27 protein-coding genes are annotated in these 26385 nt (G+C 69.4%); 13 read left to right on the top strand and 14 right to left on the bottom strand.

Annotation, left to right across the window (positions count from 1 at the left end; genetic code table 11):
• Position 1 precedes the first annotated feature (1 nt).
• Positions 2–2023, bottom strand: coding sequence for an elongation factor G (locus tag ACO2SS_RS05230; protein ID WP_423276535.1), 2022 nt, complete (start codon positions 2021–2023; stop codon positions 2–4).
• Positions 2024–2162: 139 nt separating this feature from the next.
• On the opposite strand from ACO2SS_RS05230, the gene ACO2SS_RS05225 reads away from it, so the two are divergent.
• Both ACO2SS_RS05225 and ACO2SS_RS05220 read left to right on the top strand, forming a co-directional pair.
• On the top strand, positions 2163–2543 hold the full coding sequence (locus tag ACO2SS_RS05225) for a DUF6496 domain-containing protein (protein WP_423276534.1): 381 nt from the start codon (positions 2163–2165) through the stop codon (positions 2541–2543).
• A 114-nt stretch (positions 2544–2657) separates the two neighbouring features.
• Positions 2658–3491 (top strand): lytic murein transglycosylase, encoded by an 834-nt coding sequence (locus tag ACO2SS_RS05220; protein WP_423276533.1) that lies wholly within the window; start codon positions 2658–2660, stop codon positions 3489–3491.
• A gap of 12 nt (positions 3492–3503) precedes the next feature.
• On the opposite strand, the gene ACO2SS_RS05215 is transcribed toward ACO2SS_RS05220, so the two are convergent.
• The 4 genes from ACO2SS_RS05215 to ACO2SS_RS05200 all read right to left on the bottom strand — a co-directional run bounded on the left by ACO2SS_RS05215 (position 3504) and on the right by ACO2SS_RS05200 (position 6622).
• Positions 3504–4340, bottom strand: a complete 837-nt coding sequence (locus tag ACO2SS_RS05215; RefSeq protein ID WP_423276532.1) for a tellurite resistance TerB family protein — start codon at positions 4338–4340, stop codon at positions 3504–3506.
• A gap of 71 nt (positions 4341–4411) precedes the next feature.
• Positions 4412–5062, bottom strand: a complete 651-nt coding sequence (locus ACO2SS_RS05210; RefSeq protein ID WP_423276531.1) for a ribonuclease T2 family protein — start codon at positions 5060–5062, stop codon at positions 4412–4414.
• Positions 5062–5508 (bottom strand): hypothetical protein, encoded by a 447-nt coding sequence (locus ACO2SS_RS05205; RefSeq protein ID WP_423276530.1) that lies wholly within the window; start codon positions 5506–5508, stop codon positions 5062–5064. Before ACO2SS_RS05205 ends, ACO2SS_RS05210 begins: the two co-directional genes overlap by 1 nt.
• Before the next feature lie 85 nt (positions 5509–5593).
• Positions 5594–6622, bottom strand: a complete 1029-nt coding sequence (locus ACO2SS_RS05200; RefSeq protein ID WP_423276529.1) for an extensin family protein — start codon at positions 6620–6622, stop codon at positions 5594–5596.
• Between the two features lie 102 nt (positions 6623–6724).
• Here ACO2SS_RS05200 and ACO2SS_RS05195 point away from each other — a divergent pair, with 102 nt between their 5' ends.
• The 3 genes from ACO2SS_RS05195 to ACO2SS_RS05185 all read left to right on the top strand — a co-directional run bounded on the left by ACO2SS_RS05195 (position 6725) and on the right by ACO2SS_RS05185 (position 10851).
• Positions 6725–7150: a GNAT family N-acetyltransferase gene (locus ACO2SS_RS05195; protein ID WP_423276528.1), complete on the top strand. Its 426-nt coding sequence runs from the start codon at positions 6725–6727 to the stop codon at positions 7148–7150.
• Between the two features lie 110 nt (positions 7151–7260).
• Positions 7261–8496: an amidase gene (locus ACO2SS_RS05190; RefSeq protein WP_423276527.1), complete on the top strand. Its 1236-nt coding sequence runs from the start codon at positions 7261–7263 to the stop codon at positions 8494–8496.
• A 294-nt stretch (positions 8497–8790) separates the two neighbouring features.
• On the top strand, positions 8791–10851 hold the full coding sequence (locus tag ACO2SS_RS05185; protein ID WP_423276526.1) for a M3 family metallopeptidase: 2061 nt from the start codon (positions 8791–8793) through the stop codon (positions 10849–10851).
• 24 nt (positions 10852–10875) lie between these two features.
• On the opposite strand, the gene ACO2SS_RS05180 is transcribed toward ACO2SS_RS05185, so the two are convergent.
• Entirely contained in the window at positions 10876–11301 is a 426-nt protein-coding gene (locus tag ACO2SS_RS05180; RefSeq protein ID WP_423276799.1) for an organic hydroperoxide resistance protein, read from the bottom strand.
• 130 nt (positions 11302–11431) lie between these two features.
• Here ACO2SS_RS05180 and ACO2SS_RS05175 point away from each other — a divergent pair, with 130 nt between their 5' ends.
• Genes ACO2SS_RS05175 through ACO2SS_RS05165 form a run of 3 tightly spaced genes read left to right on the top strand, consistent with a single transcriptional unit; the run spans position 11432 to position 13553 of the window.
• Positions 11432–11908 (top strand): MarR family winged helix-turn-helix transcriptional regulator, encoded by a 477-nt coding sequence (locus tag ACO2SS_RS05175; protein WP_423276525.1) that lies wholly within the window; start codon positions 11432–11434, stop codon positions 11906–11908.
• Positions 11892–12824 (top strand): 4-hydroxybenzoate octaprenyltransferase, encoded by a 933-nt coding sequence (ubiA, locus tag ACO2SS_RS05170; RefSeq protein WP_423276524.1) that lies wholly within the window; start codon positions 11892–11894, stop codon positions 12822–12824. The genes ACO2SS_RS05175 and ubiA overlap by 17 nt, the downstream gene beginning before the upstream one ends.
• 9 nt (positions 12825–12833) lie before the next feature.
• Complete coding sequence (locus ACO2SS_RS05165) at positions 12834–13553, top strand: uracil-DNA glycosylase (protein WP_423276523.1); 720 nt, start codon at positions 12834–12836, stop codon at positions 13551–13553.
• Between the two features lie 9 nt (positions 13554–13562).
• Here the strand turns inward: ACO2SS_RS05165 and ACO2SS_RS05160 are convergent, their stop codons facing one another.
• Both ACO2SS_RS05160 and ACO2SS_RS05155 read right to left on the bottom strand, forming a co-directional pair.
• Positions 13563–13907, bottom strand: a complete 345-nt coding sequence (locus ACO2SS_RS05160; protein WP_423276522.1) for a type II toxin-antitoxin system PemK/MazF family toxin — start codon at positions 13905–13907, stop codon at positions 13563–13565.
• Positions 13904–14164, bottom strand: a complete 261-nt coding sequence (locus ACO2SS_RS05155; RefSeq protein ID WP_423276521.1) for an AbrB/MazE/SpoVT family DNA-binding domain-containing protein — start codon at positions 14162–14164, stop codon at positions 13904–13906. The genes ACO2SS_RS05160 and ACO2SS_RS05155 overlap by 4 nt, the downstream gene beginning before the upstream one ends.
• 272 nt (positions 14165–14436) lie before the next feature.
• Between ACO2SS_RS05155 and acnA the strand changes: the two genes are divergently transcribed.
• On the top strand, positions 14437–17145 hold the full coding sequence (acnA, locus tag ACO2SS_RS05150; protein ID WP_423276520.1) for an aconitate hydratase AcnA: 2709 nt from the start codon (positions 14437–14439) through the stop codon (positions 17143–17145).
• 62 nt (positions 17146–17207) lie between these two features.
• A complete protein-coding gene (gene hemF, locus ACO2SS_RS05145; protein ID WP_423276519.1) occupies positions 17208–18212 on the top strand; it encodes an oxygen-dependent coproporphyrinogen oxidase in 1005 nt (334 codons plus the stop codon).
• A 5-nt stretch (positions 18213–18217) separates the two neighbouring features.
• Here hemF and ACO2SS_RS05140 read toward each other — a convergent pair whose 3' ends face one another.
• From ACO2SS_RS05140 to ACO2SS_RS05115, 6 genes are read right to left on the bottom strand one after another with little or no spacing between them, the layout of a single operon-like run.
• Positions 18218–18565, bottom strand: a complete 348-nt coding sequence (locus ACO2SS_RS05140; RefSeq protein WP_423276518.1) for a helix-turn-helix domain-containing protein — start codon at positions 18563–18565, stop codon at positions 18218–18220.
• Entirely contained in the window at positions 18550–18816 is a 267-nt protein-coding gene (locus tag ACO2SS_RS05135) for a BrnT family toxin (protein ID WP_423276517.1), read from the bottom strand. The genes ACO2SS_RS05140 and ACO2SS_RS05135 overlap by 16 nt, the downstream gene beginning before the upstream one ends.
• Before the next feature lie 4 nt (positions 18817–18820).
• Entirely contained in the window at positions 18821–20011 is a 1191-nt protein-coding gene (locus ACO2SS_RS05130; protein WP_423276516.1) for a CCA tRNA nucleotidyltransferase, read from the bottom strand.
• Entirely contained in the window at positions 20008–20265 is a 258-nt protein-coding gene (locus ACO2SS_RS05125) for a DUF6111 family protein (RefSeq protein ID WP_423276515.1), read from the bottom strand. The genes ACO2SS_RS05130 and ACO2SS_RS05125 overlap by 4 nt, the downstream gene beginning before the upstream one ends.
• A complete protein-coding gene (locus ACO2SS_RS05120) occupies positions 20258–20908 on the bottom strand; it encodes a CoA pyrophosphatase (protein ID WP_423276514.1) in 651 nt (216 codons plus the stop codon). The genes ACO2SS_RS05125 and ACO2SS_RS05120 overlap by 8 nt, the downstream gene beginning before the upstream one ends.
• On the bottom strand, positions 20905–21504 hold the full coding sequence (locus tag ACO2SS_RS05115) for a DUF1285 domain-containing protein (RefSeq protein ID WP_423276513.1): 600 nt from the start codon (positions 21502–21504) through the stop codon (positions 20905–20907). The genes ACO2SS_RS05120 and ACO2SS_RS05115 overlap by 4 nt, the downstream gene beginning before the upstream one ends.
• A 148-nt stretch (positions 21505–21652) precedes the next feature.
• Here ACO2SS_RS05115 and ACO2SS_RS05110 point away from each other — a divergent pair, with 148 nt between their 5' ends.
• The 3 genes from ACO2SS_RS05110 to ACO2SS_RS05100 are packed head-to-tail and all read left to right on the top strand — an operon-like array spanning position 21653 to position 26381.
• On the top strand, positions 21653–22666 hold the full coding sequence (locus tag ACO2SS_RS05110; protein WP_423276512.1) for an AAA family ATPase: 1014 nt from the start codon (positions 21653–21655) through the stop codon (positions 22664–22666).
• 6 nt (positions 22667–22672) lie between these two features.
• On the top strand, positions 22673–23599 hold the full coding sequence (locus ACO2SS_RS05105; protein WP_423276511.1) for a DUF58 domain-containing protein: 927 nt from the start codon (positions 22673–22675) through the stop codon (positions 23597–23599).
• Position 23600: 1 nt separating this feature from the next.
• Complete coding sequence (locus ACO2SS_RS05100) at positions 23601–26381, top strand: DUF4159 domain-containing protein (RefSeq protein WP_423276510.1); 2781 nt, start codon at positions 23601–23603, stop codon at positions 26379–26381.
• Positions 26382–26385: the final 4 nt, after the last annotated feature.

The raw sequence follows: 26385 nt of genomic DNA, 5'->3' as shown, positions 1-26385 counted from the left end.
GTCAGCTCGCGGCGGCGAGCGCCAGTTCGGCCGGGCGTCCGGTCACCTCGGCCATGCGGGCGAACTTCGTCGAGAAGGTCCCCACCCCGGCCGTCGCCGAGCGCAGCTCCACGATCAGGTCGCCGATCTCCGCTTCAGGGACGGTCGCGGACAGGACGTCCCAGCCGGGCCAGCCCGCCCGGGAATCGTAGCCGAGGACCTGCCCCCGGCGCGCCGTCACGAGGCTGGCCGCCTTGGAGATGGCGCCCGACGGGATGGCGATCTCGACGGAGAGGATCGGCTCCAGCAGCACGGAAGCCTGGCGCGGGATCGCCTCGCTCATGGCGAGCTTAGCGGCGGCCTGGAAGGCGGCGTCGGAGGAATCGACGGCGTGATAGGAGCCGTCGACCAGCGTCACGGCGATGTCGACCACGGGGAAACCGAGCCCGCCGCGTTTCAGCCAGTCCGTCACGCCCGCCTCGACGGAGGGGATGTACTGCTTCGGCACGACACCGCCGACGATCCGGCTCTCGAAGGCGAAGCCCTCGCCTCGCCCGAGCGGCCGGACCTCGATGGAGACGTCCCCGAACTGGCCATGCCCCCCGGATTGCTTCTTGTGCCGGCCGCGTGCCGAGGCGGCCTGGCGGATGGTCTCGGCGTAGCCCACCTTCGGCTTGGCGGTCTCCACCTCGACCTGGAACCGGGAAGCAAGACGCTCCACGGCGACGCGCAGATGCATCTCCCCCTGGCCGAGCAGACGCATCTCGCCGAGATCGGCCCTGTGCTCGAGCTTCAGCGAGGGGTCCTCCTCGACGATCTTGGCAAGCGCGGAGGTGAGCCGGACATCGTCCTTACGGTTCTTCGTCCTCACGGACACGGCATAGACGGGCTCCGCGGCCGCGAGGGCGAGAAGCGCGTCCGGTGCCTTGCGGCTCGCCGCAAAGCACTCGCCCGTGGTGATCGGATCGAGGCGGGCAAAGCCGGCGACCTCGCCTTCTCCCACCTCCGCAATGCGCGTCGTTTGCGCGCCCCGCAGCTGGGAGAGGCCCGCGATGCGCGTCTCGGCCCCGCCCGAGCCGGTCACGACATCGCCTTCCCGGAACGCGCCCCGAAGCACGCGCGCGACCGAGAGCTTGCCGCTGAACCCCGTATGGATCGTCCGCATCACCTGGGCGAGCGGCGGCCCCTCGCCGTCGATCCCGAGCCGCTCGCGCGTCTCGGCTAGGGTCGGTGCTTCGTGCCGGAGCGCCTTGAGGAGCCGCGTCACCCCGTGGCCATGCTCCGCCGAGCCGAGCAGGACGGAGGCGACCTGCCCCTCGCGGAGCTCGCGGCAGAGATCCTGGAAGACGCGGTCCTTCGGCGGCTCCTCGTCCGAGATCAGCGCCTCCATCAGGGCGTCGTCGTGGTCGGCGAGCCGCTCCAGCATCGTGAAGCGGGCTTCCTTCCCACGCGGCAGCTCGCCGGCGGCGAGCTCGACCACCTGGCTCGGCGCCTGCTCCCGGTAGACGAAGCCCCGCTCAAGGGCGAGATCGATGAAGCCGGTCGCGGCCCCGTTCTCCCAGATCGGGATCTGGCGGAGCAGGAGCGGGGTCGTGGAGGCCTCCTGGAGCGAGGCGAGCGTCTCGCGCACCCGCCGGCCCGTCGCGTCGATCTTGTTCAGGAACAGGAAGCGCGGGATGCCGAGCTCCTCGAGTTCGCGCATCACCAACGATAGCGCCGGGACCTTCCTGTCGTCCGGCTCGCAGACGACGACCGCGGCATCGCAGGCCGGTAGCGCTGCCCGCATGTCATGCGCGAACTCCACCGAGCCGGGACAGTCGATGAAGGTGTAGGCGTCGCCCAGATATTGTACGGTCGCGACGTTCGGCTCGACGCCCATGCTGTGAGCGCGGCCTTCCGGGCTGCCGTCGCCGGCCAGGTTGCCCTGGCCCGACCGGCCCATTCTGTCGATCGCGCCCGTCCGGTGCAGGATCGCTTCGAGCAGCGTGGTCTTGCCGCTCTGGAACGGTCCGACGAGCGCAATGCACCGAGGTTGCGAGTTCATTCGACCACCTCCGGCTCATGACCTGCCTGGATGTTAGGCACGCTTTGACCCGAACGCCAACACGGCAAGCTGCCCCGAGTATTGGAGCGCTTTGCGCAATCCCGCGTTGTTCCGCGAAACACCAGCGGAGCACGGTACGATGCCCAGCAAGCAATCTCCCGAGCAGAAGAAGACAGTCGAGCGCGTCATGCACGAGTACAAGCACGGCGAGCTTCGGATCCGCGGCAGCGGCCCCAAGGTGAAGAGCTCCAAACAGGCGATCGCCATCGCGCTGCACGAGGCCGGAGCCACCAACCAGGAGAGCCCGAAGAAGAACAGGCAGAACCTGGCCCGGACCAAGGCGAAGGAACGAAGAGGCGCGACCGCGAAGGATGCCGCCGAAGGCAATCGCCGCGGCAAGAGCGCGAAGTCGGGCGGCGAGCCGACCAGGGCCGAACTCTACGAGATGGCCAAGAAGCGGGACATTCCCGGGCGCTCCAAGATGAGCAAGAGCCAGTTGGCGCGGGCGCTTCATCACTGAAGCAGGGTGAAAACATCCCGTGAAAGGCGCCGCGGTGGCTTAAGCCGCGGTTCAGCCACATAGGCGAGTGTAAAGAGGCCAAGTGCGGCTTTCCCGCGCGTTTTCATGGAGACGATGTTGCCGTCACCCTGGACCATCCTGCGCCGGACCGGCGCGGCTGCACTTCTGCTCGGCCTCTGTTCGACGGCGGCCTCCGCCGCGACCTGCCGCGATCCGGCCGGGTTCGAGAAGTGGCTTCAGGACATCCGCCGCGAGGCGATCGCGCAGGGCATCTCGGCCCGCGCCGTCGATGCCGGCCTTGCCGGCGTCACCTTCGACCAGGCCGTGATGCGCAAGGATCGTGGCCAGGGAGCATTCCGGGTGCCGTTCGAGCAATTCGTGAAGACGCGCGTGACCGCGGGCCGCGTCGCGAAGGCCGCGCAGCAGCTTCGGCAGCGTGCGGCCCTGTTCCGCTCGATCGAGCAGCGCTTCGGGGTGCCTGGCCCCATCATCGCCGCCATCTGGGCGATGGAGACCGATTTCGGCGCCGTGATGGGCAACATGCCTGTCATTCGGTCCGTCGCGACGCTCGCCTACGATTGCCGGCGGACCGAGCGTTTCACGGGCGAACTCTTCGCCGCCCTGAGGGTCCTCGAACGGGGGGACATCTCGGCGGCCGAGATGAAGGGCGCCTGGGCCGGCGAGATCGGCCAGACCCAGTTCATGATCTCCAACTACTACAAATATGCCGTCGATTTCGACGGCAACGGCCATCCCGACCTGATCCGCAGCGTCCCGGACGTCCTGGCCTCCACGGCCAATTACCTCCGGGCGCACGGGTGGCAGCGCGGCGCCGGCTGGAATCCCGGCCAGCCGAACTTCGCGGCCATCAAGGAGTGGAACAAGTCCGACAACTACGCGCGGGCCATCGCCCTGTTCGCCTCCAAGCTCGCCGGCACGGAGGATTGATGCCGGAAGCGGTCAGGGAGTCGCGCCGGCTTCCTCGACCGTCCGGTGCAGATGCTGGACGAGTGCATCGTCCAGCCTGAGGCGCGTGGCGAGCATCGCCAGGTAGCCGCGCTCGGCCGCGTTATCGACGTCGATGGCGAGAAGCGAGGCGGTGTAGATCTCGGCCGCCTCCTCCGGCCCGCGTGCGCCGCGAGCCACGGCATCGATGTCGAGCGGTGCCCTGAGCTCGTCCATCACGAAGGCCTTGTCGTCGGAATCCAGGTCGAGCTTGTCCATGGCGCCGAAGATGTTGGCCTGCTCGGCGGCATCGGTGTGGCCGTCGGCCTTGGCGGCCGCGATCATGGCCCGCAGCAGCGCCCGGCTGAGATCCTGCTGATCGGCCTCCTGGGCCGGATTGAAGGGCGTTCCCGATGGCGGCTGCGCGAAGCCCCCGAATCCGACGCCGCCCGCCGCACGCGCGGGCTGCCCCCATGGGCTCTGCCCCTGCGGCGGGATGAAGCCGCCGCCTGCCTGACCCTGACCGCTCCCACCGAAGCTGCCGCCCCGGGCCGCCTGCCCGGCCTGCCAGTCCTGGTAGGCGCGATAGGCGAGTGAGCCGATGAGCGCCAGGCCGCCGAGCTTCGCGGCCGACCCGCCGAGCTTGCGGCCCTTCTTGGAGCCGAGAAGGATGGCCGCGAGGCCGCCCACGAGGGCACCTGAACCGCCGCCGCCCCCGAGCTGCCGCGTCAGCCCGTCGAGCGGCGAGCCGCCCTGGCCGTAGCCGCCGCCCTGGTGACCGCCCCTCTGACCGAGCGACTTGCCGACCTGGCTTGCGATGAGCTGCCCAAGAAGGCGCTTGGCGTCGAACATCGGATCTCCTCTTGCCGGCGACGAGCCGCCATCGGGAGATCAGGTGGTGCCTTGCCCTGCCGGTGCCAAGCTCAGCGCGGCGCCGTCACGCGGATCGGGCCGAAACGGCAGGCCTCCTGGTCGACCTGCGGGCAGCGGCGGAAACCCGAGAGATCCTTCTCGAGGCAGATGCGGACCTCGCGCAACTCGCCGCGCCGGCATGTCACCGCCATCATGTCGGGACGCAGTCCCCGATTGACCTCCGCGAAGGCCCGCTCGACGCTCTGCCCGGTTGTCTGCCCGTCCCGCGACGGGTTCTGGAGCGGCTCCGGGATGGTCACGAGGTCCCGGGCGCGCCGCACCGCGCGGAAATAGGAAGCGGGATCGAGGCCCGAACAGGTGCCGTGCTTGCGCCACTGATGCCGCGCGAGACCCGAATCCGGGAAGATGTCCGACGTGCCGTCGATCACGTAGCGCGGTGCGTTCCGGCTGTCGCACTGGGACGGGTAGCCCCGCTCGTATTGCGGCCAGAGCCCATGGACCACGAAACCCAGCCGGCGGCCCGCATCGCATTGGGCCGAGCCACGCCTCGTGCCCTCGCTCTCGCAGAAGGCCGGGGACCAGCTCAGCGCCAGGACGTAGAAGTCGAAATCGCCGGGCCGCCCGCCTCGCTCCTGGGCGAGGGCGCCGGACGCGAGGAGCGCAAGACTTGCGGCGAAAGCGGCTCCGAGGAGCCGGCCCATCAGGGGCGCGCCATCCGGCAATCCGGCGCGTAGGCCAGGTTCGGGTCGAGCCCCTGGACGCAGAACACGACGCCGAAGCCGTTGCCGATGAAGCCGGAATCCTCGCCGACGGAATAATCCACGCGGTGGCGGCTCCGGTCCGAGAGGGTCGCCGTCGCCGTGCAGAAGCGGCGCGGGATGAAGTCGAGCCCCCACGGCTTGAAGGCGAGCGGACGGATCCGATCGTACTCCACGATCGTCAGGTCCGTGTTCCAGAACTGGGATTGCGTCTCGGCGAACCGGTTCGCCACCATGGCGAGAACCGCGGGGTCGCCGCAGAAGGGAATGTCGGCCGTATAAGGCAGGACGCGCTTCTCCGCCGGCGTGACCTCGCGCGCGCCGGAGGCGCCAGGAAGCGAAGTGATCGCGGCCAGGCCGAGGAGCAGGGCAGGCAAAATGCGACGCATGGGCGTCCCGAAGGTTCGTGTCGAACGCTGAACTTGGCCGTGCCGCGGCCAGCGGGTCAATGGCCGGGAGGCAACACTCGTCGCCTCAATAGATGGTCGTTCCCCGATGAAGCTGAGGCTGGAGGACCATCGGGGCACCCACGTCGGCGTTCCGGGACGGCGGGGCAGCCGGATAGGCGCCGCGTGCCGGCGGCGGCGCATAGGCGGCCGGCCCGCTCCGGCTGGGCGGCATGGCAGCCGGCCGGGGCGGCGCCATCTCGTAGGACGGGGGACGGGAGGCGGGCGCGGCCGGCACGCGGCTCGGGCCGCCCGAGACCTCGTAGGGATCCTCGCCTTCGTCCTCGACCTCGAGCGGCTCCGCCGGCTGCTGCAGCGGCCGGATGGCGGGACGCGGACGCACGGCGGACGCCTCGATCGGGCGGTTGGGATCGAGGCGCGGCTCGAACTTGATCAGCGGCTTGCAGATCCGGCGCCGGCCGCGCGGATCGTGCCGCGCGAGATCCAGGTGGAAGTGATTGTAGTGATAGATGTCGGAGCCCGGGCCGAGCACCGTGCTGAAGTGCTGGCAAGCGCCCACGAAGATCTCCCGCAGGAATTCCTGCTCGTCCGGTGCGCCCTTCCAGCCCTTCTCGACCGTGATCGTACGTCCGTCCGCGAGCTTGAAGGACATGATGTCGACGGCGTTGCCGAAGGAATGCTCGGACAGCTTCGCGCCGGCCCGATTGTTGCGGCCGCGGCAGGAATAGGAGCCGGCCCGCAGTTCGGCGATGCTCGTGCCGAAATACAGCTCCGCGGCCGGCTGCACGGTCCCGTTCAGCCAGGCGTCGATTTCCGGGATGATGGGGCAGCCGAGGGTCAGCCTGTTGGCCAGCCCGATCGTGCCGTTGCCGAGCGCGGCGACCTTGAACGGGTAGGAGATCCCGCAGGCGCCCGGCCCGTCGATCTCGGAGCTCCGCGACATGTAGGCCGTCGGGGTCACGAGCTTGGCGGAAAGGCATGATTCTTCCGCCTGGGTTCGCCAGGCTTCACGCTGCTCGAAGCCGAACCGCCCGCAACCCACGAGCACCACGGCCACGAGCGCCAGGGCCAGAAACGCAACACAGCCACGACGCATTCGCCTCGAATGCAACGGATCCGGTTAAGCTGCCTTCAACGGCGTCAGCCGGCGTCTGGCCCGAATCGGGGCAGCGTGGCGAATGCACACGGAAGCAGCCGCATGACGCCACCCCGGCTCCGCCCCGCCACCAGGTCGGACCTCCCGCGGATCCATGCGATCCGCCAAGGCACGACGGAGAACCGGCTGACGGACCCCTCCGCCGTCACCGCGGCCGAGGTCGCGTGGTACATGGACGAGGCGATCTTCCTCGTCTCCGAGGATGAGCATGGCGTGCAGGGCTTCGCCTGCGCCAACCACCAGACCGGCCTTATCTGGGCGTTGTTCGTCGCGGACGGAAAGCTGGGCCGCGGCCACGGGACCGCGCTGCTCGACGCTGCTCTCGCGCGCCTGCGCAGCGCCGGCCACCGCCAGGCCTTTCTCACGACCGGTCGAGGAACGAGGGCCGAGGCGTTCTATCACGCACGGGGTTGGCGCTGCACGGGCGTGAGCCTGCACGGAGAGGCCGTGTTCCGGCTCTGGCTCTAGGCCGCGGTCGGCCCTTCCCGCCCGGCCGTCCGCAGCATCAACTTTAGCCGTGCGGGTGCCTTGCGACTGCTCTATGGGTCGGCGATCCAAGGGGGACCCGTCAGATCACCATGCTCTCGCTCGTCGACCTAGTCACCCGCGTCAAGTCGGGCGCGCTCAGCCCGGAGAGCGCGTTCCGGACGAGCCTCGAGGCGATCGCGCGGCACGAGGGAGAGATCGGCGCCTTCACGTATCGCGACCTCGATGCGCGCCCCTCCGGCCATGGGCCGCTGAACGGCATAGCGGTCGGCGTGAAGGACATCATCGACACCGCCGACATGCCGACCGAGATGGGCTCGCCCATCTATGCCGGCTGGCGGCCCAAGGCCGACGCGCCCGTCGTCTGCGCCCTCAAGCGGGCCGGCGCGACCGTCATCGGCAAGACGACCACCACCCCCTTTGCGGCCACCGACCCGACGGCGACGCGCAACCCCCACCGCACCTCCCATACGCCGGGCGGCTCCTCGGCGGGCTCGGCCGCTGCGGTGGCGGCCGGCATGATCCCGCTCGCCCTCGGCACGCAGACGGGCGGCTCGGTGATCCGGCCGGCAGCCTTTTGCGGCACGGCCGCCATCAAGCCGTCCTTCCGGCTGATCCCGACGATCGGCGTGAAGTGCTTCGCATGGACGCTCGACACGGTGGGACTCTTCGCGGCGGGGGTCGCGGACGTAGCGCTCGGCCTCGAACTCGTCAGCGGCCGGCCGATGCCGCTCGGTCCGCTTCCCAAACCGCGGATCGGCGTCGTCACGCAGGATTTCGCGGGAGCCCCGGACCCGGCAGCGGGCGCGGCGCTCGAGCGCGCGGCGCTGCTCCTTTCACAGGCCGGCGCGGAGATCTGGGACGTGAAGCCGCCCGCCTCCTTCACGGATGCATGGGCGGCGCACGGCACCATCCAGGATTTCGAAGCAAAGCAGGCGCTCGCCTGGGAGTACGCGACCCACCGCGAGATCGTCGCGCCGAATCTCGGGGCCGCGCTGGACGCCGCGCAGGACATCTCGGCCGAGGCTTACGACGACGCGCGCCGCGTAGCCAACCGGGCGCGGCGGGACAGCAAGGAGCTCTTCGCCGAGCTCGATGCCGTGATCACCTATGCGGCCCCCGGGGCCGCCCCGGCAGGCCACGGCTGGACGGGCGACCCCCGCTACAACCGGCTCTGGACTCTCCTCGGCACGCCCTGCGTCAACGTGCCGGGCCTCGTCCTCGAAAGCGGCCTCCCGATCGGCGTCCAGGTCATAGCGCCCTTCGCACGCGACGCTACGGCGCTCTCCGTCGCGCATGCGCTGGAGCGCGCCCACCGGGGCGCATGACCGGCGCCGCAGCACGACGCCGCGCCGCGGTGCAGCGTCGAAAGTCGTTGGCTCCGGGAAACCCGGGCTGCTAGCCTCGCGTTCACTGGGCGTCAGGCTGGGGGCTGCCATGGACGTTATCTTACGACCGGATTGGTGGAGCCGAATGACCGCCGCGGCGGCATGCGCGTCGATGGTGCTGCTCGCTGCGATCGTGCTGGGGGTCTTCTAGGAGAGACCTGACGGGCCCGCGCCGTTGCAGCGACGGCGGGGCCTGTGCCAAGCGGGGTTCCGGCGATTTCCCGCGAGGCTTCCGTGACCGCCAAGGCACTGCTTGAACCCTGGACGACGCCCTACGAGGCGCCGCCATTCGACCGAATCGACCGGGCCGGCTTCCGCGAGGCCTTCGACCTCGCGATGGAGGAAGACCGGCGCGAGATCGACGCGATCGCGAACGATTCGGCACAGCCGAGCTTCGACAACACGATCGTCGCGCTGGAGAGGAGCGGGCAGCTCCTCAACCGCATCTCCGCGACCTTCTTCAACCTGACCGGCGCGGATACGGACGAGACCCTCAAGGCGATCGAGCGCGAGGTCGCGCCCGTGCTCTCCAAGCACAACAGCTCGATCTACCTGAACGACGCGCTGTTCCGCCGGATCGATGCGCTCAAGCAGCGTCGGGACGAGCTCGGGCTGGGATCGGAAGAGCTCCGCCTCCTCGACCGGTGGCACAAGACCTTCGTCCGCCAGGGCGCGGGCCGCCCACCGGAGGTGCGGGCGCGCCTCGCCGAAATCGGCGAGCGCCTCGCGGTCCTGGGAACGCGATTCGGCCAGAACGTGCTGGCCGACGAGCAGGCATGGACGCTCATCCTGCGCACGGAGGAGGACCTCGCCGGGCTCCCCGACTTCCTGCGCGCCGCCGCCCGGGAGGCGGCGAGCGAGCGAGGCGTCGAGGGATACGTGATTACCCTCTCGCGCTCCTCCATCGAGCCCTTCCTGCAATATTCGGCGCGGCGCGATCTGCGCGAGCAGGCCTTCCGGGCCTGGATCGCGCGCGGCGAGGGCGGCGGCGAGACCGACAACCGCGCCGTCATCGCCGAGATGGTGGAACTCCGGGCGGAGCGGGCACGGCTGCTGGGCTATCCGAGCTTCGCCCATTACCGGCTCGACGACACGATGGCGGGCACGCCGGAGCGCGCGCTCGACCTGCTGCGCTCCGTCTGGGAGCCGGCGCGGGAGCTGGCCTTGCGGGAGGCCGGCGACCTGCAGCGCCTTGCCGATCAGGAGGGCGGACGCTTCCGGATCGCGCCCTGGGACTGGCGCTACTACGCCGAGCGCGTGCGGAAGGAGCGCTTCGCCCTCGATGCCGGCGGCGTGAAACCCTACCTGCCGCTCGAATCGATGATCGCGGCAGCCTTCGACTGCGCGAACCGGCTGTTCGGGCTGAGTTTCGAGGAGCGCCACAACGTCCCGGTCTATCACCCGGACGTGCGGGTCTTCGACGTGAAGGATGCCGAAGGTCGGCATGTCGGCCTGTTCTTCGGCGACTACTTCGCACGGCCATCCAAGCGCTCGGGCGCATGGATGAGCTCGTTCCGGAGCCAGCGGCGGCTCGACGGGGACGTCCGGCCGATCATCGTCAACGTGATGAATTTCTCGAAGAGTTCCGGCGACGAGCCGGCCCTGCTCTCGTTCGACGATGCCCGCACGCTCTTCCACGAATTCGGGCACGGGCTGCACGGGCTCCTCTCGGACGTGACCTATCCCTCGCTTGCCGGAACGAGCGTTTCGCGGGACTTCGTCGAGTTTCCGTCCCAGCTCTACGAGCACTGGCTCGAGCAGCCGGACGTGCTGCGCCGCTTCGCCAGGCACTATCGGACTGGCGAGCCCATGCCGGACGCCTTGATCGAGCGGGTTCTCGCCTCGCGGCTCTTCAACCAGGGCTTCTCGACGGTGGAATACACTTCGTCGGCGCTTGTCGATCTCGAACTGCACCTCCTGCCCTCCGCCCACAACCTTGATGTGGTCGAGTTCGAGCGGGCGACGCTGGCGGGACTGCACATGCCGGACGCCATCGTGATGCGGCACCGCACGCCGCATTTCGGGCACATCTTCGCGGGCGAGGGCTATTCCTCCGCCTATTACAGCTATCTCTGGTCGGAGACGCTGGACGCCGACGGGTTCGCGGCCTTCGAGGAGGCGGGTGACATCTTCGACCGCGAGACCGCATCGCGCCTCAAGCGCTTCGTCTACTCGGCGGGAGACCTTCGCGACCCGGCGGAGGCCTATACGGCCTTCCGGGGACGCCTGCCTTCTCCGGAAGCCCTGATGCGCCAGCGCGGCCTGCTGGCCGTCGCGAGCGAGGCGGAGATGTAGCTCCGCCTCGCGCGGCCAGAGGGCTCAGGCGACCGTGAGGGTCTTCTGGATGTTGCCCTTCGTGGCGTGCGAATAGGGGCAGACGATGTCGGCGCGCCGGACGAGTTCCTCGGCCTGGGCGCGATCCAGCCCCGGCAGCGTGACGGTCAGGTCGGCCGTGATCCCGAAACCCTGGCCATCGTCGCGCGGACCTATGCCAATGGCGGCCTCGACCTTGGTGTCGGCCGGAACGGGAATCTTGTCGCGATTGCCGACGAAGCGCAGCGCGCCCAGGAAGCAGGCGGAATATCCGACGGAGAAGAGCTGCTCGGGATTTGTGCCGGTGGCGCCGGATCCGCCCAGCGCCTTCGGCGTGGTCAGCTTGAGGTCGAGCACCTTGTCGTCCGTCGAGGCGGAGCCCTCGCGACCGCCGCCGGTGGCCGAACCGTGAGCCGTGTAAAGAACCTTCACCATGGAAACCTCCATAAGGGCGCCGGGCGGCGTTTCGTCGCCAATTCGATTGCGCGCAACCTATTTACTCGGAATTCGATTGCGCGCAACTGTTTTTTGCCCGACTTGCGAACGACCCTGAGAGGGAGCCATGGCTAGGCCGATGCACCGGATGCCCGTCGACATGCTTTGCTTCGCGGTCTACTCGGCCGCGCATGCCTTCAACCGAGCGTACCGGCCGTTGCTGCAGCCGCACGGCCTCACCTACCCCCAGTACCTCGTCCTGCTGCTGCTCTGGGCAGAGGACGGACGCACGGTGAGCGAGATCGGCGCGCCCCTCCATCTCGACTCCGGGACCCTGACGCCGCTCCTGCGCAGGCTCGAGAGCGCCGGCCACATCCGGCGCGAGCGCGACACCCGCGACGAGCGCCAGGTCAGGATCTGGCTGACGGAAAAGGGGCGCGCGCTCGAAGGCGACCTCGCCGACGTGCCGAGCGCGATCGGCTGCGCGGTCGGCCTCGACTCGGACGAGCTGCGCAGCCTCACCGGCAGCATGCGCGAACTCGGGCGGACGCTGCGCGAGCTCTCCGGGGACGCGGTTCGGGAGGACGATGATGGGCGGCTCTGAGCGGCTGCGGGTCGCGGACGCACCGCGCTGGAACCCTGTCGACAGCCTGGCTCCCGAGGCCTGGAAGCCGTGGCTGCGGCTCGGCCGCTACGACCGCCCGATCGGATCGTGGCTGCTGATGTGGCCGTGCTGGTGGTCGGCCGCGCTGGCGGCACATGCCGCGGGTCGCACGGAGCAGCTCCCCTGGCACCTGCTGCTCTTCTTCGTCGGGGCGTTCGTCATGCGGGCCGCCGGCTCGATCTGGAACGACATCCTGGATCGCAAGATCGACGCTCGCGTCGAGCGCACGAAGCTGCGGCCGCTCGCCTCCGGACAGATCAGCGTCAAGGCCGCCCTCGCCTTCGCGATCGCCCACTCGCTGCTCGGCCTCCTGATCCTCGTGCAGTTCAACGCCTTCGCGATCGCGCTCGGCTGCCTTTCCCTGGTGCCCGTGGCCGCCTATCCGCTGATGAAGCGCTTCTTCTCGATGCCGCAGGCGGTGTTCGGTCTCTGCTTCGCCTGGGGCGCCCTGATGGGCTGGGCGGCCGTCTTCGGCTCGCTCTCGGCCGCCCCCGTCCTGATGTACTGGGGGGCCTATTGCTGGTGCATCGGCTACGACACCGTCTATGGCCACCAGGACCAGCGCGACGACGCCATCATCGGCGTGCGCTCCACCTCGCGCACCTTCGGCCGCTACAGCCGCGCGATCATCGCCGGCCTCTATGGCGGGGCCGTCCTGCTCGTCGGGCTGGCGCTCTGGCAAGGCGGCGCGTCGTGGCCGGGCTATGCCGGGCTTGCGGCCTTCGCGGCCCATCTGGCCCAGCAGGTCGTGCGCCTCGATCCCGAGGACCCGCCTCTCTGCCTCAGGCTGTTCCGCTCCAACCGGGATGCGGGCTGCCTGCTGTTCCTCGGCCTCGCCGCCGACCTCGTGATCTGAACCCTGCGGATGGACGCTTCAGCCGCGGCTCCCGGCTCCGTTTCGGGCGCCCTCGCCCATCTGCGCTCGGTGCATGCGGGTTCAGGCTGGACGAGCCTGCCGTTCTTCGCCTCCGGAGAGGCAGACCGGATCGCTGGCGAATTGGACGGGCTCTGCGCCTCGGGCGTGTCGCTCGCACCGCCGCCTGCCATGGTGTTCCGGGCCCTGGAGTTGACGCCGCTCGGTTCCGTGAAGGCCGTGATCCTCGGCCAGGACCCCTACCCGAAGGCGGGCGACGCGCACGGCCTCGCCTTCTCCTATGTCGGCTCGCGGGCGGTTCCCGCCTCCCTGCGCGTGATCCTGCGCGAGCTATGCGATGACCTCGGCTGCCCGCCCCCCGGCCATGGCGACCTGACGGGCTGGGCGCGACAGGGCGTGCTCCTGCTCAATGCCGCGCTCACCACGGAGACGGGCACCTCCGGCGCGCATATGCGGCTGGGCTGGGCGGCGCTCGTCGACCAAGTCGTGGCGGCGGTCTCGGCCGAGCGCCCAGCCGTCGCCTTCCTGCTCTGGGGCGCGAACGCCCGCAGCCGCGCCCCGCTGATCGACGCCCGGAAGCACCTCGTGATCGAGAGCGGACACCCCTCCCCGCTCAACCGCGCCCGCGACTTTCCCGGCTCGCGCCCGTTCAGCCGGGCGAATGAATGGCTCGCGCGCCGAGGCGTCGAGCCGGTGGATTGGAGATTGTAAGAAGGCCGCTCAGATCGCGATCAGCACCTGAAGCTTCTCTCGGACCGCTTCGGCGATCGCCGGCGGCACGCGGCAACCGGCGCTGGTAATTGGCCTTGCCTGGCTGTCGATCGCCCGAACGGCACTGATGAGGATCTCTCCCTCGACCGGCAGCCCCGGCGGCAGCAGAACGCTGCTCGGAAATGGCCGGACCCTGCTGGTAATCGGGCAGACGATGAGGAACAGCGTCGACAGGAAGAACTCGCTCGGCGAGATGACGAGAGCGGGGCGCCTGCCGCTCTGCTCGCGCCCGACCCTCGGATCGAAGACGGTCCAGATCAGGTCTCCAGGCTCTGGCACGAAGGCCGGCTTCACTCGTCGATGATCTCCCGGCCGACATCCGGCCCCCAGGGATCAGACCCGGCATACATCGCCCGCCATTCCTCCGGGCTCTTGCCCTTGAACATCTCCTCGATCGTGAGCGGCCTCTTCATCTTCCGGATCACGATCTCATCGCCGCGCTGCTCGACCTCGACGGCGGCGCCGTCAGCCAGCGCGAGACGCCCGGCAAGATCAGCAGGTATCCGGACGGCGAGGCTCTTACCCCAGCGCCCGACGGTGGCAGTGCTCATCCCGCAATCCTGACATATCTCATGAGATATCTCAACTAGTCGGAGGACGGCTCGTTTAGAATCGCTCCGAAGCGCTGGCGTCCGCCATGCTTTTGACCTATATCCGCGGCGGCTGCGCCGCGCGCCAGAGCGTCCAATCCGCTCCGCGCGCTCACTTAGCGTCCGGGCGCCCCCGGAGCGGCGCGCGCCGATAGGCGCACACGGCCGAACACCCACCTGCGCGGCTTCACACCCGCGCGTGTTCGATCAGACCGATCCGAGGAGCAGCCCCGGTGTCTATTTCACAAGACAGCTTCAAGTCCCGCCAGACGCTTGCCGTCGGCGACAGAACCTACGCCATGTACTCGCTTCCGGAGGCCGAGAAGAACGGCCTCGCGGGCGCGTCCCGCCTTCCCTTCTCCATGAAGGTGCTGCTGGAGAACCTGCTCCGCTACGAGGACGGCCGCACCGTCAAGAAGGATGACGTCCAGGCCGTCATCGAGTGGCTCGACAATCGCGGCAAGGCCGAGAAGGAGATTGCCTACCGGCCCGCGCGCGTCCTGATGCAGGACTTCACGGGCGTCCCGGCCGTCGTCGATCTCGCGGCGATGCGCGATGCCATGAAGACCCTCGGCGGCGACCCGCGCCGGATTAATCCCCTGATCCCGGTCGATCTCGTCATCGACCACTCCGTGATCGTGGACGAGTTCGGCACCCCGAAGGCCTTCGCCAAGAACGTCGAGCTCGAATACGAGCGCAACGCGGAGCGCTACAAGTTCCTGAAATGGGGCCAGGTCGGCTTCGAGAACTTCTCCGTCGTGCCGCCTGGCACCGGCATCTGCCACCAGGTGAACCTCGAGTTCCTGTCCCAGACGGTCTGGACCCGCAAGTCCGAGGCCGAGCCGGTCGAGATGGCCTATCCGGACACGCTGGTCGGCACCGACTCGCACACCACCATGGTGAACGGCCTCGCCGTGCTCGGTTGGGGCGTCGGCGGCATCGAGGCGGAGGCCGCCATGCTCGGCCAGCCGATCTCGATGCTCATCCCCGAGGTGATCGGCTTCAAGATCACCGGCAAGCTGCGCGAGGGCGTCACCGCGACCGACCTCGTGCTCACCGTCACGCAGATGCTCCGCAAGAAGGGCGTGGTGGGCAAGTTCGTCGAGTTCTACGGGCCGGGCCTTGCCGACATGTCGGTCGCCGACCGCGCCACGATCGGCAACATGGCGCCGGAATACGGCGCGACCTGCGGCTTCTTCCCGATCGACGAGAAGACGATCGCCTACCTGAAGACCACGAGCCGCACGCCTGAGCGCGTCGCCCTCGTCGAGGCCTACGCGAAGGCGCAGGGCATGTGGCGCGATGCGTCGACGCCCGATCCGGTCTTCACGGACACGCTCGAGCTCGATCTCGCGGACGTCGTCCCGTCCATGGCCGGACCGAAGCGGCCGCAGGACAAGGTCGCGCTCGACAACATCAAGACGTCCTTCGCGGCCGCCATGGGAGGCGAGTTCCGCAAGACCGGCGAGCTCGGCAAGCGCTTCAAGGTCGAGGGCGCGAATTTCGACCTCGGCCACGGCGATGTCGTGATCGCGGCGATCACCTCCTGCACCAACACCTCGAACCCCTCCGTGATGATCGGCGCCGGGCTCCTCGCCCGCAACGCGGTCGCCAAGGGCCTGCGCTCCAAGCCCTGGGTGAAGACCTCGCTCGCGCCCGGATCGCAGGTCGTGGAGGAGTATTTCGAGAAGGCCGGCCTGCAGGATTGTCTGGACAAGCTCGGCTTCAACATCGTCGGCTTCGGCTGCACGACCTGCATCGGCAACTCCGGGCCGCTGCCGGAGAACATCTCGAAGTCCATCAACGACAACGACCTTGTCGCGGGAGCGGTGATCTCGGGCAACCGCAACTTCGAGGGCCGGGTGAACCCCGACGTGCGGGCGAACTACCTCGCCTCGCCGCCGCTCGTGGTCGCCTACGCCATCGCGGGCTCGCTGAATATCGACCTCGCGACCGAGCCGCTCGGCACGGGTTCCGACGGACAGCCGGTCTACCTGAAGGATATCTGGCCGAGCTCGGAGGAGATCCAGTCCTTCATCGACCGGACGATCACCTCGGAACTGTTCAAGTCGCGCTACGCCGACGTCTTCGCCGGCGACGAGCACTGGAAGGGCGTCCCGGTTTCGACGGGTCTCACCTACGAGTGGGACATGGGCTCGACCTATATCCAGAACCCGCCCTATTTCGAGGGGATTACGAAGGAGCCGAAGCCCGTCAAGGACGTCGTCAATGCTCGGATCCTCGGGCTGTTCGGCGATTCGATTACGACGGACCACATCTCGCCCGCCGGCAACATCCGGGCCTCCTCGCCTGCCGGCAAGTACCTGCAGGCTCACCAGGTCCGGGTCGCCGACTTCAACCAGTACGGCACGCGGCGCGGCAACCACGAGGTGATGATGCGGGGCACCTTCGCCAACATCCGCATCAAGAACCAGATGGTGAAGGACGCGAACGGCAACGTGGTCGAGGGCGGCTACACGATCCACCAGCCCTCCGGCGAGCAGATGGCGATCTACGACGCCGCCATGCGCTACAAGGAGGAGGGCGTGCCGCTGGTCGTGCTCGCGGGCAAGGAATACGGCACCGGCTCCTCGCGCGATTGGGCCGCGAAGGGCACGAACCTCCTCGGCGTCCGCGCCGTGGTGGCCGAGTCCTTCGAGCGCATCCACCGCTCCAACCTCGTCGGCATGGGCATCGTGCCGCTCGTCTTCGAGGGCGACGACAGCTGGGCCAGCCTCGGCATCAAGGGCGACGAGACCGTCACCCTGCGCGGCATCGAGGACAACCTCACCCCGCGCAAGAAGATGACGCTGGAGGTGAAGTCGCCGGACGGATCGGTGAAGAACGTCCCGCTCGTCTGCCGCATCGATACGCTCGACGAGCTCGAGTACTATCGCAACGGCGGCATCCTGCCCTACGTGCTGCGCCAACTCGCGGCCTAAGGCTGAACTAGGCCGATCGCCTGCTTCGAGGAGCCCCGGGCCGACGCCCGGGGCTCCTCAGCATGGCGAGGGTGAGCAACGTCAGGCTCAACCTCGTCATCCTGAGAGGCGCGGCGCGGGCCGTCTCGAAGGACGCACAAAGCTTGCCCGAGCCCGAGAAACTACGACCAAAGCGCATTCCGACCGTCACCGAGCGTCTCCAGGCCGGGGCGCCCGAATGGTTCGCTTCCCTGCGCGACCGCATCTGCGTCGAGTTCGAGCGGATCGAGGACGAAGCGGCGGGGCCGTTCTTCCCGGAGGCGTCAGGCGAACCCGGCCGTTTCCTGCGCACGCCCTGGCAGCGCACCGACCATACCGGGGCGCCGGGCGGCGGTGGGGTGATGTCGGTCCTCAAGGGACGCGTTTTCGAGAAGGCCGGCGTCCACGTCTCGACCGTGCATGGCGAGTTCGCGCCGGAGTTCCGGGCGCAGATTCCGGGCACGGAGGAGCATCCCGGCTTCTGGGCCGGCGGCATCTCGCTCATCGCCCATCCCTGGAACCCGAACGTGCCGACCGTGCACATGAACACGCGCTTCGTCGTCACGTCGAAGCCGTGGTTCGGTGGCGGGGCGGACCTGACACCCGTGCTCGACCGCCGCCGGATGCAGGACGATCCGGACACGATCGCCTTCCATGCCGCGATGCGGGAGGCCTGCGACACCCACCCGACGCAGCCCTACGACCGCTACAAGGCTTGGTGCGACGAGTACTTCTTCCTCAAGCACCGGAACGAGCCGCGCGGGATCGGCGGCATCTTCTACGACTATCTCTGGTCCGGGGATCCGAGTGCGGATCTCGCCTTCACCAAGTCGGTTGGGGAGGCCTTCCTGCGCGTCTACCCGGAGATCGTGCGCCGCAACCTCTCGACGCCCTGGACCGAGGCCGACCGTGAGGAGCAGCAGGTCCGCCGCGGGCGCTATGTCGAGTTCAACCTGCTCTACGATCGCGGCACCATCTTCGGGCTCAAGACGGGCGGGAACGTCGCCTCGATCCTCTCCTCGCTGCCGCCGACCGTGCGGTGGCCCTGATCGTTTCAGGCCGCATCGCGGCCGGCGATGAGCCGGAACACGGTTTGAGGGTCCCGCCACGCGGCGGCAAGCAATGATTGCGATCCTGCGTCCGGTTGCACCCGCCCAGATTCCCACTCCATGAGAGTGGCGAGGGGAATTCCGAGCGCGGTCGCCATTTCGGCCTGGCTCAACCCGAGTCGAGCCCGCAACGCCGAGGGCGGCACGACGAGCCTGGGCGCCCCGAGTTCCGCATCCGGATCCTCGCCGTCTTCGATCGTGTGACGACGAATATCGGCCTCGGTCGTCGCGTCGACCTTTGCCCGGTCGATCTCGGGCCGCGAGGCACGGATGCTCGCTAGCGTGCGTCCCATACCCTTCGCTCCTTGCGGCTCGCGCGGCGGGCCGAAATGATCCATCGGACGTTCTCGCGATCAGTATACACCACCGAGAGCAGAACGCCGTCCACGAGCCCCAGCGCCTTGATCCTCGTCTCGCCGTAGTCGCGCCGGGAATCCAGGAATTCGAGAACCGGACCTTCGAAGATCAACGCGGCCGCATCGAATCCGAAGCCCCGCTCAGCGCGGTTGCGCTCGGATTTCGCGATATGCCAGTCGAACTCCATTCGCCTACGGCACTGGCCCGTCAGGACACCCCGCCTCGAGCCATGCCCGCTTGGCCTCGGCTAGCCTGCGGCCGATCTCCGGTCCGGGCGGGATGCCCTGGCGGACGAGGTCGCCGCCGGTGAGGTGGAAGGCCGGCGCTCCCTCTCCCGACCGGAACGCCTCGATCTGCTGAGCGCCGTCCTCGACCACGATGGGGCGTGGCTCGCCTGCCAGGACCGCGACAGCCTCGAGCAGCGGCGCGACCCCGTTGAGAAATGCGAGGCGCCGGGCCTCGGCGCGATCCAGCACGGGAGCGGATTTCAGCCGCGCAAGCAGGCGGGCATAGGTCGCAAGCCGGTCGTGCTCGGCATTCGACAACCGCAGCCGCTCACGGAGGCGCTCGGCATCCTCCTCGGTCCAGACGAGCATCGCCGCGAGGCGCCCGGCCGCGTCGAGCCCACTCGCCCGAGCGAAGCGTCCAAGTTCCGGGATCTCGCCCGATACGCGGAGGAGGAGGCCCGTCTCGCTCAGGACCGCGACCACCTCCGTCGTCCGCCTGGCGACGAGCAGCTTGAGGAGTTCGGCCCTAACCCGCTCCTTCGATAGGATGGAAAGCCCTTCGCGCTCGGCGATGGCCGCATGCAGGCCCTCGGGGTCGAGCGGTCCCTCGGCATATTCGGCGCTGAACCGGAAGAACCGGAGCACGCGCAGGAAGTCCTCGCGAATGCGCTGGCGCGCATCGCCGATGAAGCGCACGCGCCCGGCCGCCAGATCCGCGACGCCGTCCGTATAGTCGCGGACCTGCCCGTCCTCGCCGACCGAGAGCGCATTCACGGTGAAGTCGCGGCGGAGCGCGTCATGCTCGAAGCTGCGGCCGAACCGGACCACCGCGCGGCGGCCGTCCGTCTCGACATCCTCCCGGAGGGTCGTCACCTCGAAGGGGATGCCCTCGACGATCACCGTGACGGTCCCGTGCTCGATTCCGGTCGGCACCGCCTTGAGCCCGGCCGCGCGGGCGCGTCTCGACGTCACCTCCGGCAGAAGGGTCGTGGCGAGATCGATCTCGGTCACCGGCCGTCCGAGAAGCGCGTTGCGGACGGCGCCGCCGACGATGCGGGTCTCCTCGCCGGGCGACGCGAGCGCCGCGAGGAGCGTGCGGATGGCGTCCTGCCGGATCAGCGCGCCCGCGCCTTCGTGATCCAGCGGACGGGTCACTTGAACCGGCCGGGTACGAACTGGCCGTCTTCGATGTGCGGCGGCTCGAAGCCTTCCATCGGCCGCTCCGTGAAGAAGCCTTTGTACAGGAAGCTTCCCAGCACGAGCAGGAGTCCGGCGATCGCGAGCCATGTGCTCGGCCCCGACCAATGATCGAGATCGAGCACCTTCCGCTTCTGCAGCACGAGAAGAAGGCCGAACAGGAGGAAGGGCGCGAGGAACAGCAGCCCTTCGGTGAGGAGGACCCTAATCATGCGCGTAGAGGCGCTCGTACATGTTGCGGAGGATCCCAGCGGTGACGCCCCAGATGTAGCGACGTCCGAACGGCATTGCGTAATACTGGCGGAGCGCTCCCCGCCAGTGGCGGGCATGCAGTTCGTGGTTGGCCTCGTCCATGAGGAAGCTCAGCGGCACCTCGAAAACGTCGGCGACTTCCTCCGGATTTGGCAGGAGAGGCGCCCCGGGCCTCACGAGCGCCACCACGGGGAGGACGAAGTAGTTCGAGGACGAGAGATACGCGTCGAGATAGCCGAGCGGGCTCACGTAGTTGCGCGGGAGGCCGATCTCCTCCTCCGCCTCGCGTAGAGCCGTGTCGATCGCCGTTTCGTCCTCGGGATCCATCCGGCCGCCCGGAAAGGCGATCTGCCCCGAATGGTTGCGCAAGCCTGAGGCGCGCTCGGTCAGGAGCACGCAGGCGCCGTCCTCATGCTCCACGATGGGGACGAGCACGGCCGCGTGGCGCGGCTGCGCCTCCGGCAGGGACGCCCAGGTGGAGGGGTTCAGCGCGTGGTCGCCCTTCAGGTCGCAGCGCGGTTCGAGGAAGCCGGGCGGTTCCCGCCGCAGATGCTTTGCCGCGCGTTCTGCGAGGCCGAGCCTCGTGCCGAGCGCTGCGCTCACACGCTCTCTCCGCAGGGCACGGGATAGAACGTCCCACGGACGAAGACCCCGAACTCGGCGGCTTGGCCCTCTGTCGAGCGGTCCTCCCCCAGTTCGATCAGATCGTATGTCAGGGCGCGCGTGACGCGGGCCCAGAGGTCGCCGCGCACCCGGATGTAGGGCTTCACGGCGCCCGTCTCGTCCGCATCGAAGCGCAGCGGGTGGTCCGGTCCGACCTCGACCAGGTCGTCCACATTGGTGCGGAAGGCGACCGAGCGATCCCTGCCTTCGCCCTCGACCGCCATCTCGACCGCCATGAAGGGTACGTCCTCGACCCTGATCCCGACCCGCTCCACGGGCGTGACCAGGACATAGCGCTCGGGATCCCGGCGCAGGACGGACGCGAAGAGCCTGACGAGCGCCGGGCGCCCGATGGGCGTGCCCATGTAGAACCACGTCCCGTCGGACGCGATCCGCATGTCGAGGTCACCGCAGAAGGGCGGGTTCCAGCGCTCGACGGGCGGCGCTCCCTTGCCGGCATGCTCCCCGAGCGCGGCCTTGAGCCGCCCCAGGGCATCGCCCGGCTCCGAAACGTCAGTGGTCCCGCCCTCTGCCATGCCCGCTGTTTAATCGAATGGCCATGAAAGAAACACCAAGTCGCTGCCTGTTGTATCGGCAGCTGCGTCGAAGCATCGCTTGCCACGCTTCGGCCCGCTGCCCACACTCTCCGGTCTGGGAACGGCCGGCAGATCACCGGAGGCGCTATTGGAACTCGCCCATTCGACCACGTCGGGACCGACCTCGCTCGACGAGGCGGTCGTGAAGCATGCCGAGACTGCCCTCGACACGATCGGGCGGGCGCGGGACGCCATCGACCGCGTCATCTTCGGGCAGGAGCGCGTCGTCGAGCTGGCGCTTGTGACGCTGCTCGCCGGTGGCCACGGCCTGCTTGTCGGCGTCCCGGGCCTCGCCAAGACGAAGCTCGTCGAGACGCTCGGGGTCGTGCTCGGCCTGGAAGCGCGGCGCGTGCAGTTCACGCCGGACCTGATGCCTTCCGACATCCTCGGCACCGAGGTCCTCGACGAGGGCGTCGACCGGCGGCGCTCCTTCCGGTTCCTCAAGGGGCCGATCTTCGCCCAGCTCCTGATGGCGGACGAGATCAACCGCGCCTCGCCGCGAACCCAGTCCGCCCTCCTGCAGGCCATGCAGGAGTTCCACGTTTCCGTTGCGGGCGAGCGCCACGACCTGCCGAGGCCGTTTCACGTTCTCGCGACCCAGAACCCCATCGAGCAGGAGGGCACCTATCCCCTCCCGGAGGCGCAGCTCGACCGCTTCCTGCTCCAGATCGACGTCGGCTATCCCGACCGCTCGGCCGAGCGACGGATCCTGCTGGAGACGACGGGCGCCGAGGAGGCGAAGCCTTCGCCGGTCCTCGATCCGGACGGCCTGATGGCGACGCAGCGGCTCGTGCGGCGCCTTCCCGTGGGCGATAGCGTCGTGGACGCGATCCTCGACCTCGTCCGCTCGGCACGGCCGGAAGAAAGCAGCGACCTCGCAGGCAAGCTCATGTGGGGCCCGGGGCCGCGCGCGAGCCAGTCGCTGATGCTGGCCGTCCGTGCCCGCGCGCTCATCCAGGGACGTCTCGCCCCATCGATCGACGACGTCGTCGCGCTCGCCGAGCCGGTGCTGAAGCACCGCATGGCGCTCAGCTTCGGGGCGCGGGCGGACGGCGAGACCCTGTCCGGCGTCATCTCGCGCCTCGTATCGCGGTTCGGCTGACGGCCGGTGGCGCGCACGGAGGTCCTACCGGCCGCAACCCGCAGGCCCGGCCGCGGCGAGACCGAGGCGGGGCTTTCGCTCGCCGCCCGGCTGCCGCGTCTGATCCTCGAGGCGAGGCGGGTGACGGCAAGCCTGGCGCATGGCTTGCACGGACGCCGGCGGGCGGGACCGGGCGAGAGTTTCTGGCAGTTCAGGCCGTTCGTCACGGGCGAGGCCGCGGGCCGGATCGACTGGCGGCGTTCGGGCCGGGACGACCGGCTCTATGTCCGCGAGCGGGAATGGGAGACGCCGCATGCGGTGTGGCTCTGGATCGATCGCTCGGCCTCGATGGCCTACCGGTCCGACCTGGCGGGTGCTCCCAAGATCGAGCGCGCCTTCGTGCTAGGGCTCGCGCTGGCGGATGCCCTCGTGGATGCCGGCGAGCGCGTCGGCCTGATCGGCCTCAAGCAGCCCAGCGCTTCCCGCCAGGCCGCCGAACGTTTGGCCGAGACCTACGCGGCGCACGAGCGTGAGTTGGACGACGACCTTCCTCCCGGGCATCCGATCGGCCGCTTCGACGAGGCCATCATCATCGGGGATTTTCTCGCCCCGATCTCCGAGCTTCGGCAGCGCATCGAGGCGATCTCGTCGCGCGGCGCGCGCGGCCATCTGGTGATGATCGTGGATCCCGTCGAGGAGACCTTCCCGTTCGGCGGTCAGGCCGTGCTGGAGGAACCGGAAGCCGGGCTCAGCCTGCGGATCGGCGATGCCGGTTCGTGGGGCCGAAGCTACCGCCAGCGCATCGACGCGCATCGCGGCGCAATTGCCGAGATCGTGCGGGCGAGGGGCTGGACGCTGACGATCCACCACACGGACAAGCCTGCGAGCCAGCCGGCCCTCCGGATAATGACGCTCGTCTCAGGCGCGCTCGGGGTTTCGGGGAGCAACGCCTGAGATGCTGGGCCTGCCGCTCACCTTCCTGTCCCCGCTGGTGCTGGCCGCGCTCGCAACGCTGCCGGCGATCTGGCTGCTGCTGCGGGTCACCCCGCCGCAGCCCCACCGGATCGACTTTCCGCCGCTCCGCATCCTGGCCGACCTCCTGCCCGAGCAGGAGAACCCGGCCCGCACGCCCTGGTGGCTCCTCGCCCTCCGGCTCCTGGTCGCGACCCTTCTCATCCTGGCGGCAGCAGGCCCCCTCTGGAACCCGGGCGCGACGGGCGGCAAAGGGCCATTGCTGCTGATCCTCGATTCCGGCTTCCCGGCCGCGTATGACTGGCGCGAGCGCGCCGCCTTCGCGACCGAGCGCCTGGAGGGAGCCCAGCGCGACGGCCGCCCCGTGGCCCTGCTGGCAACCGGCGATCGTCCCGGAGGGATCGAAGCCATTGCCCCCGCGGCAGCGCTCGACCGCTTGCGGGCCGTCAAGCCGCAATCCTGGCTTGTGGACCGCCGGGCCCATTCCGAGGCGGTGACGCGCTTCCTTGCCACCCAGCCGGACGCCGAGATCGTCTGGATCTCCGACGGCGTGCAGGGGGCGGGGGATGCGGAATTCGCCGAAACCCTCGCTGCGGCCGCCGGCGCGCGCGCGCTCACGATCTTTCAGCCGGCCGCAGCGCCGACGCTCGGTCTCGCCGGTACCGAGAACCGGGCGGGCCAACTCGTCGTTCATGTCGTGCGGGCGATGCCGAACGGCCGCGACAGCGGGACATTGCGCGCCATGGACCTCAAGGGCCTCCCTCTCGCCGATTCCCGCTTCGCTTTCGCGCCGGGCGCGACGGAAACGGAGGCGAGCTTCGAGGTCCCGATGGAGTTGCGGAACGCCATCGCCCGGATCGACATCCTCGGCGAATCTTCGGCCGGCGCCGTCCATCTGTCCGATGAGCGCGGCAAGCGGCGGCGCATCGGGCTCGTCTCGGGTGCGACCTCGGACCAGGCCCAGCCGCTCCTCGCGCCGACCTACTACCTCGCCCGTGCGCTCGGCCCCTATGGCGAGGTGCGGGAGGCCCCGGGCGGCGTCGCGGAAGCGATCGGCCAACTTCTCGACCAGCAGGTCTCGGTGCTGGTCCTCGCCGATGTCGGCACGCTCGACCGCGACACCCACCAGCGGGTCGCCGAGTTCGTGGACAAGGGCGGGCTGCTCCTCCGCTTCGCCGGCAGCCGGCTCGCGGCGGGTAACGACGATCTCGTCCCGGTGCGGCTGCGCCGGGGGGGCCGGAACCTCGGCGGAGCCCTCTCGTGGGACGCGCCGAAGACGCTCGCGCCCTTCACGCGCGAAAGCCCGTTCTTCGGCCTTCCCGTGCCGGCCGATCTTGGCGTGCGCCGACAGATCCTGGCGGAGCCGGACGGGGACCTCGGGCGGAAGACCTGGGCGGCCCTGCAGGACGGCACGCCCATCGTCACGGCCGATTGGCGGGGCCAGGGCATGGTCGTGCTCGTCCATGTGACGGCGGATGCGGCCTGGTCGAATCTGCCGCTAACGGGCCTGTTCGTGGACATGCTCCGCCGGGTCGTGGCGCTCGCGGGCAACACGGACGTGGTCGGGACCGACACGAAGGCCGAGATCCAGACGGTCGCGCCGACGCGCGTGCTCGACGGCTTCGGGGCGCTCGTCGCGCCGCCGCCGACGGCCCGGGCCGTCCCGCGCAACTACGCCGATCGCGGCACGTCCGAGCACCCGCCCGGCTATTACGGACCGGCGGAATCGAGCCTGGCGGTCAATGCCCTCGTCGGCGGAGACAAGCTCGCGCCGCTCGCGCTCGGCGCGCTCGGCTCGCGCACGGCCCCGCTCGCCCGGGCCGAGACCTTCGACCTGCGCGCCCCGCTGCTGACGGCCGCAATCCTGCTGCTGCTGGCGGATGCGCTGGCTTCCCTCTGGCTCGGCGGCCATCTGCAGCGGCTCCGGCCGCGCCGGCGCGCGGCGGCGGCTGCCCTTCTGGCAGCCCTGGCGCTCCCTCTGCTCGCCCCCGGGGAGCCGGCCCACGCGCAGGCGCAGAACCGGGCCTCGCCCGAGACCGCGCTCGTGACGCGCCTCGCCTATGTGGTGACGGGCGATTCCGGCATCGACGCCGCCAGCAAGGCCGGCCTCACCGGCCTGACCCAGGCGCTCGCCGCCCGCACGGCGCTCGAGGCCGGCGAGCCGATCGCCGTGGACCTCGCCCGCGACGAGCTCGCCTTCTTCCCGCTGATCTACGTCCCGATCGCGCCCAACCAGCCGGTGCCGTCCCAGGCCGCCATTCGCAAGCTCGATTCCTTCATGAAGAACGGCGGCACGGTGGTGTTCGACACGCGTGACGCCATGAATACGCGCCCGGGCGGAGAGCCGACCGCGGAAACCCAGGCTCTCCGCCGGATGCTGGCCACGCTCGACATACCCGAACTGGAGCCGGTCCCGCGCGACCACGTGCTGACCAAGACCTTCTACCTGCTCGACCGCTTTCCGGGCCGCTACGGCACGGGCCAGACCTGGGTCGAAGCCCTGCCGCCCGCCGTCGATGGCGAGCGCCGGCCGGCTCGCGCCGGCGACGGCGTCTCGCCCATCGTGATTACGTCGAACGATCTCGCGGCCGCCTGGGCCGTGGGGCGCTCCGGCGAGCCGATGTTCCCCGTGATCGGCGCCGATCCGCGCCAGCGCGAGATGGCGCTTCGGGGCGGGATCAATCTCGTGATGTACACCCTGACGGGCAACTACAAGGCCGACCAGGTCCATGTGCCGGCGCTGCTGGAGCGCCTCGGGCAATAGGCCC

The organism is Enterovirga sp. CN4-39 (assembly GCF_049446235.1).
GTDB lineage: Bacteria > Pseudomonadota > Alphaproteobacteria > Rhizobiales > Beijerinckiaceae > Enterovirga.
The sequence above is the reverse complement of the archived record's forward strand: the minus strand, read 5'-3'. Positions and strand labels throughout refer to the sequence as shown.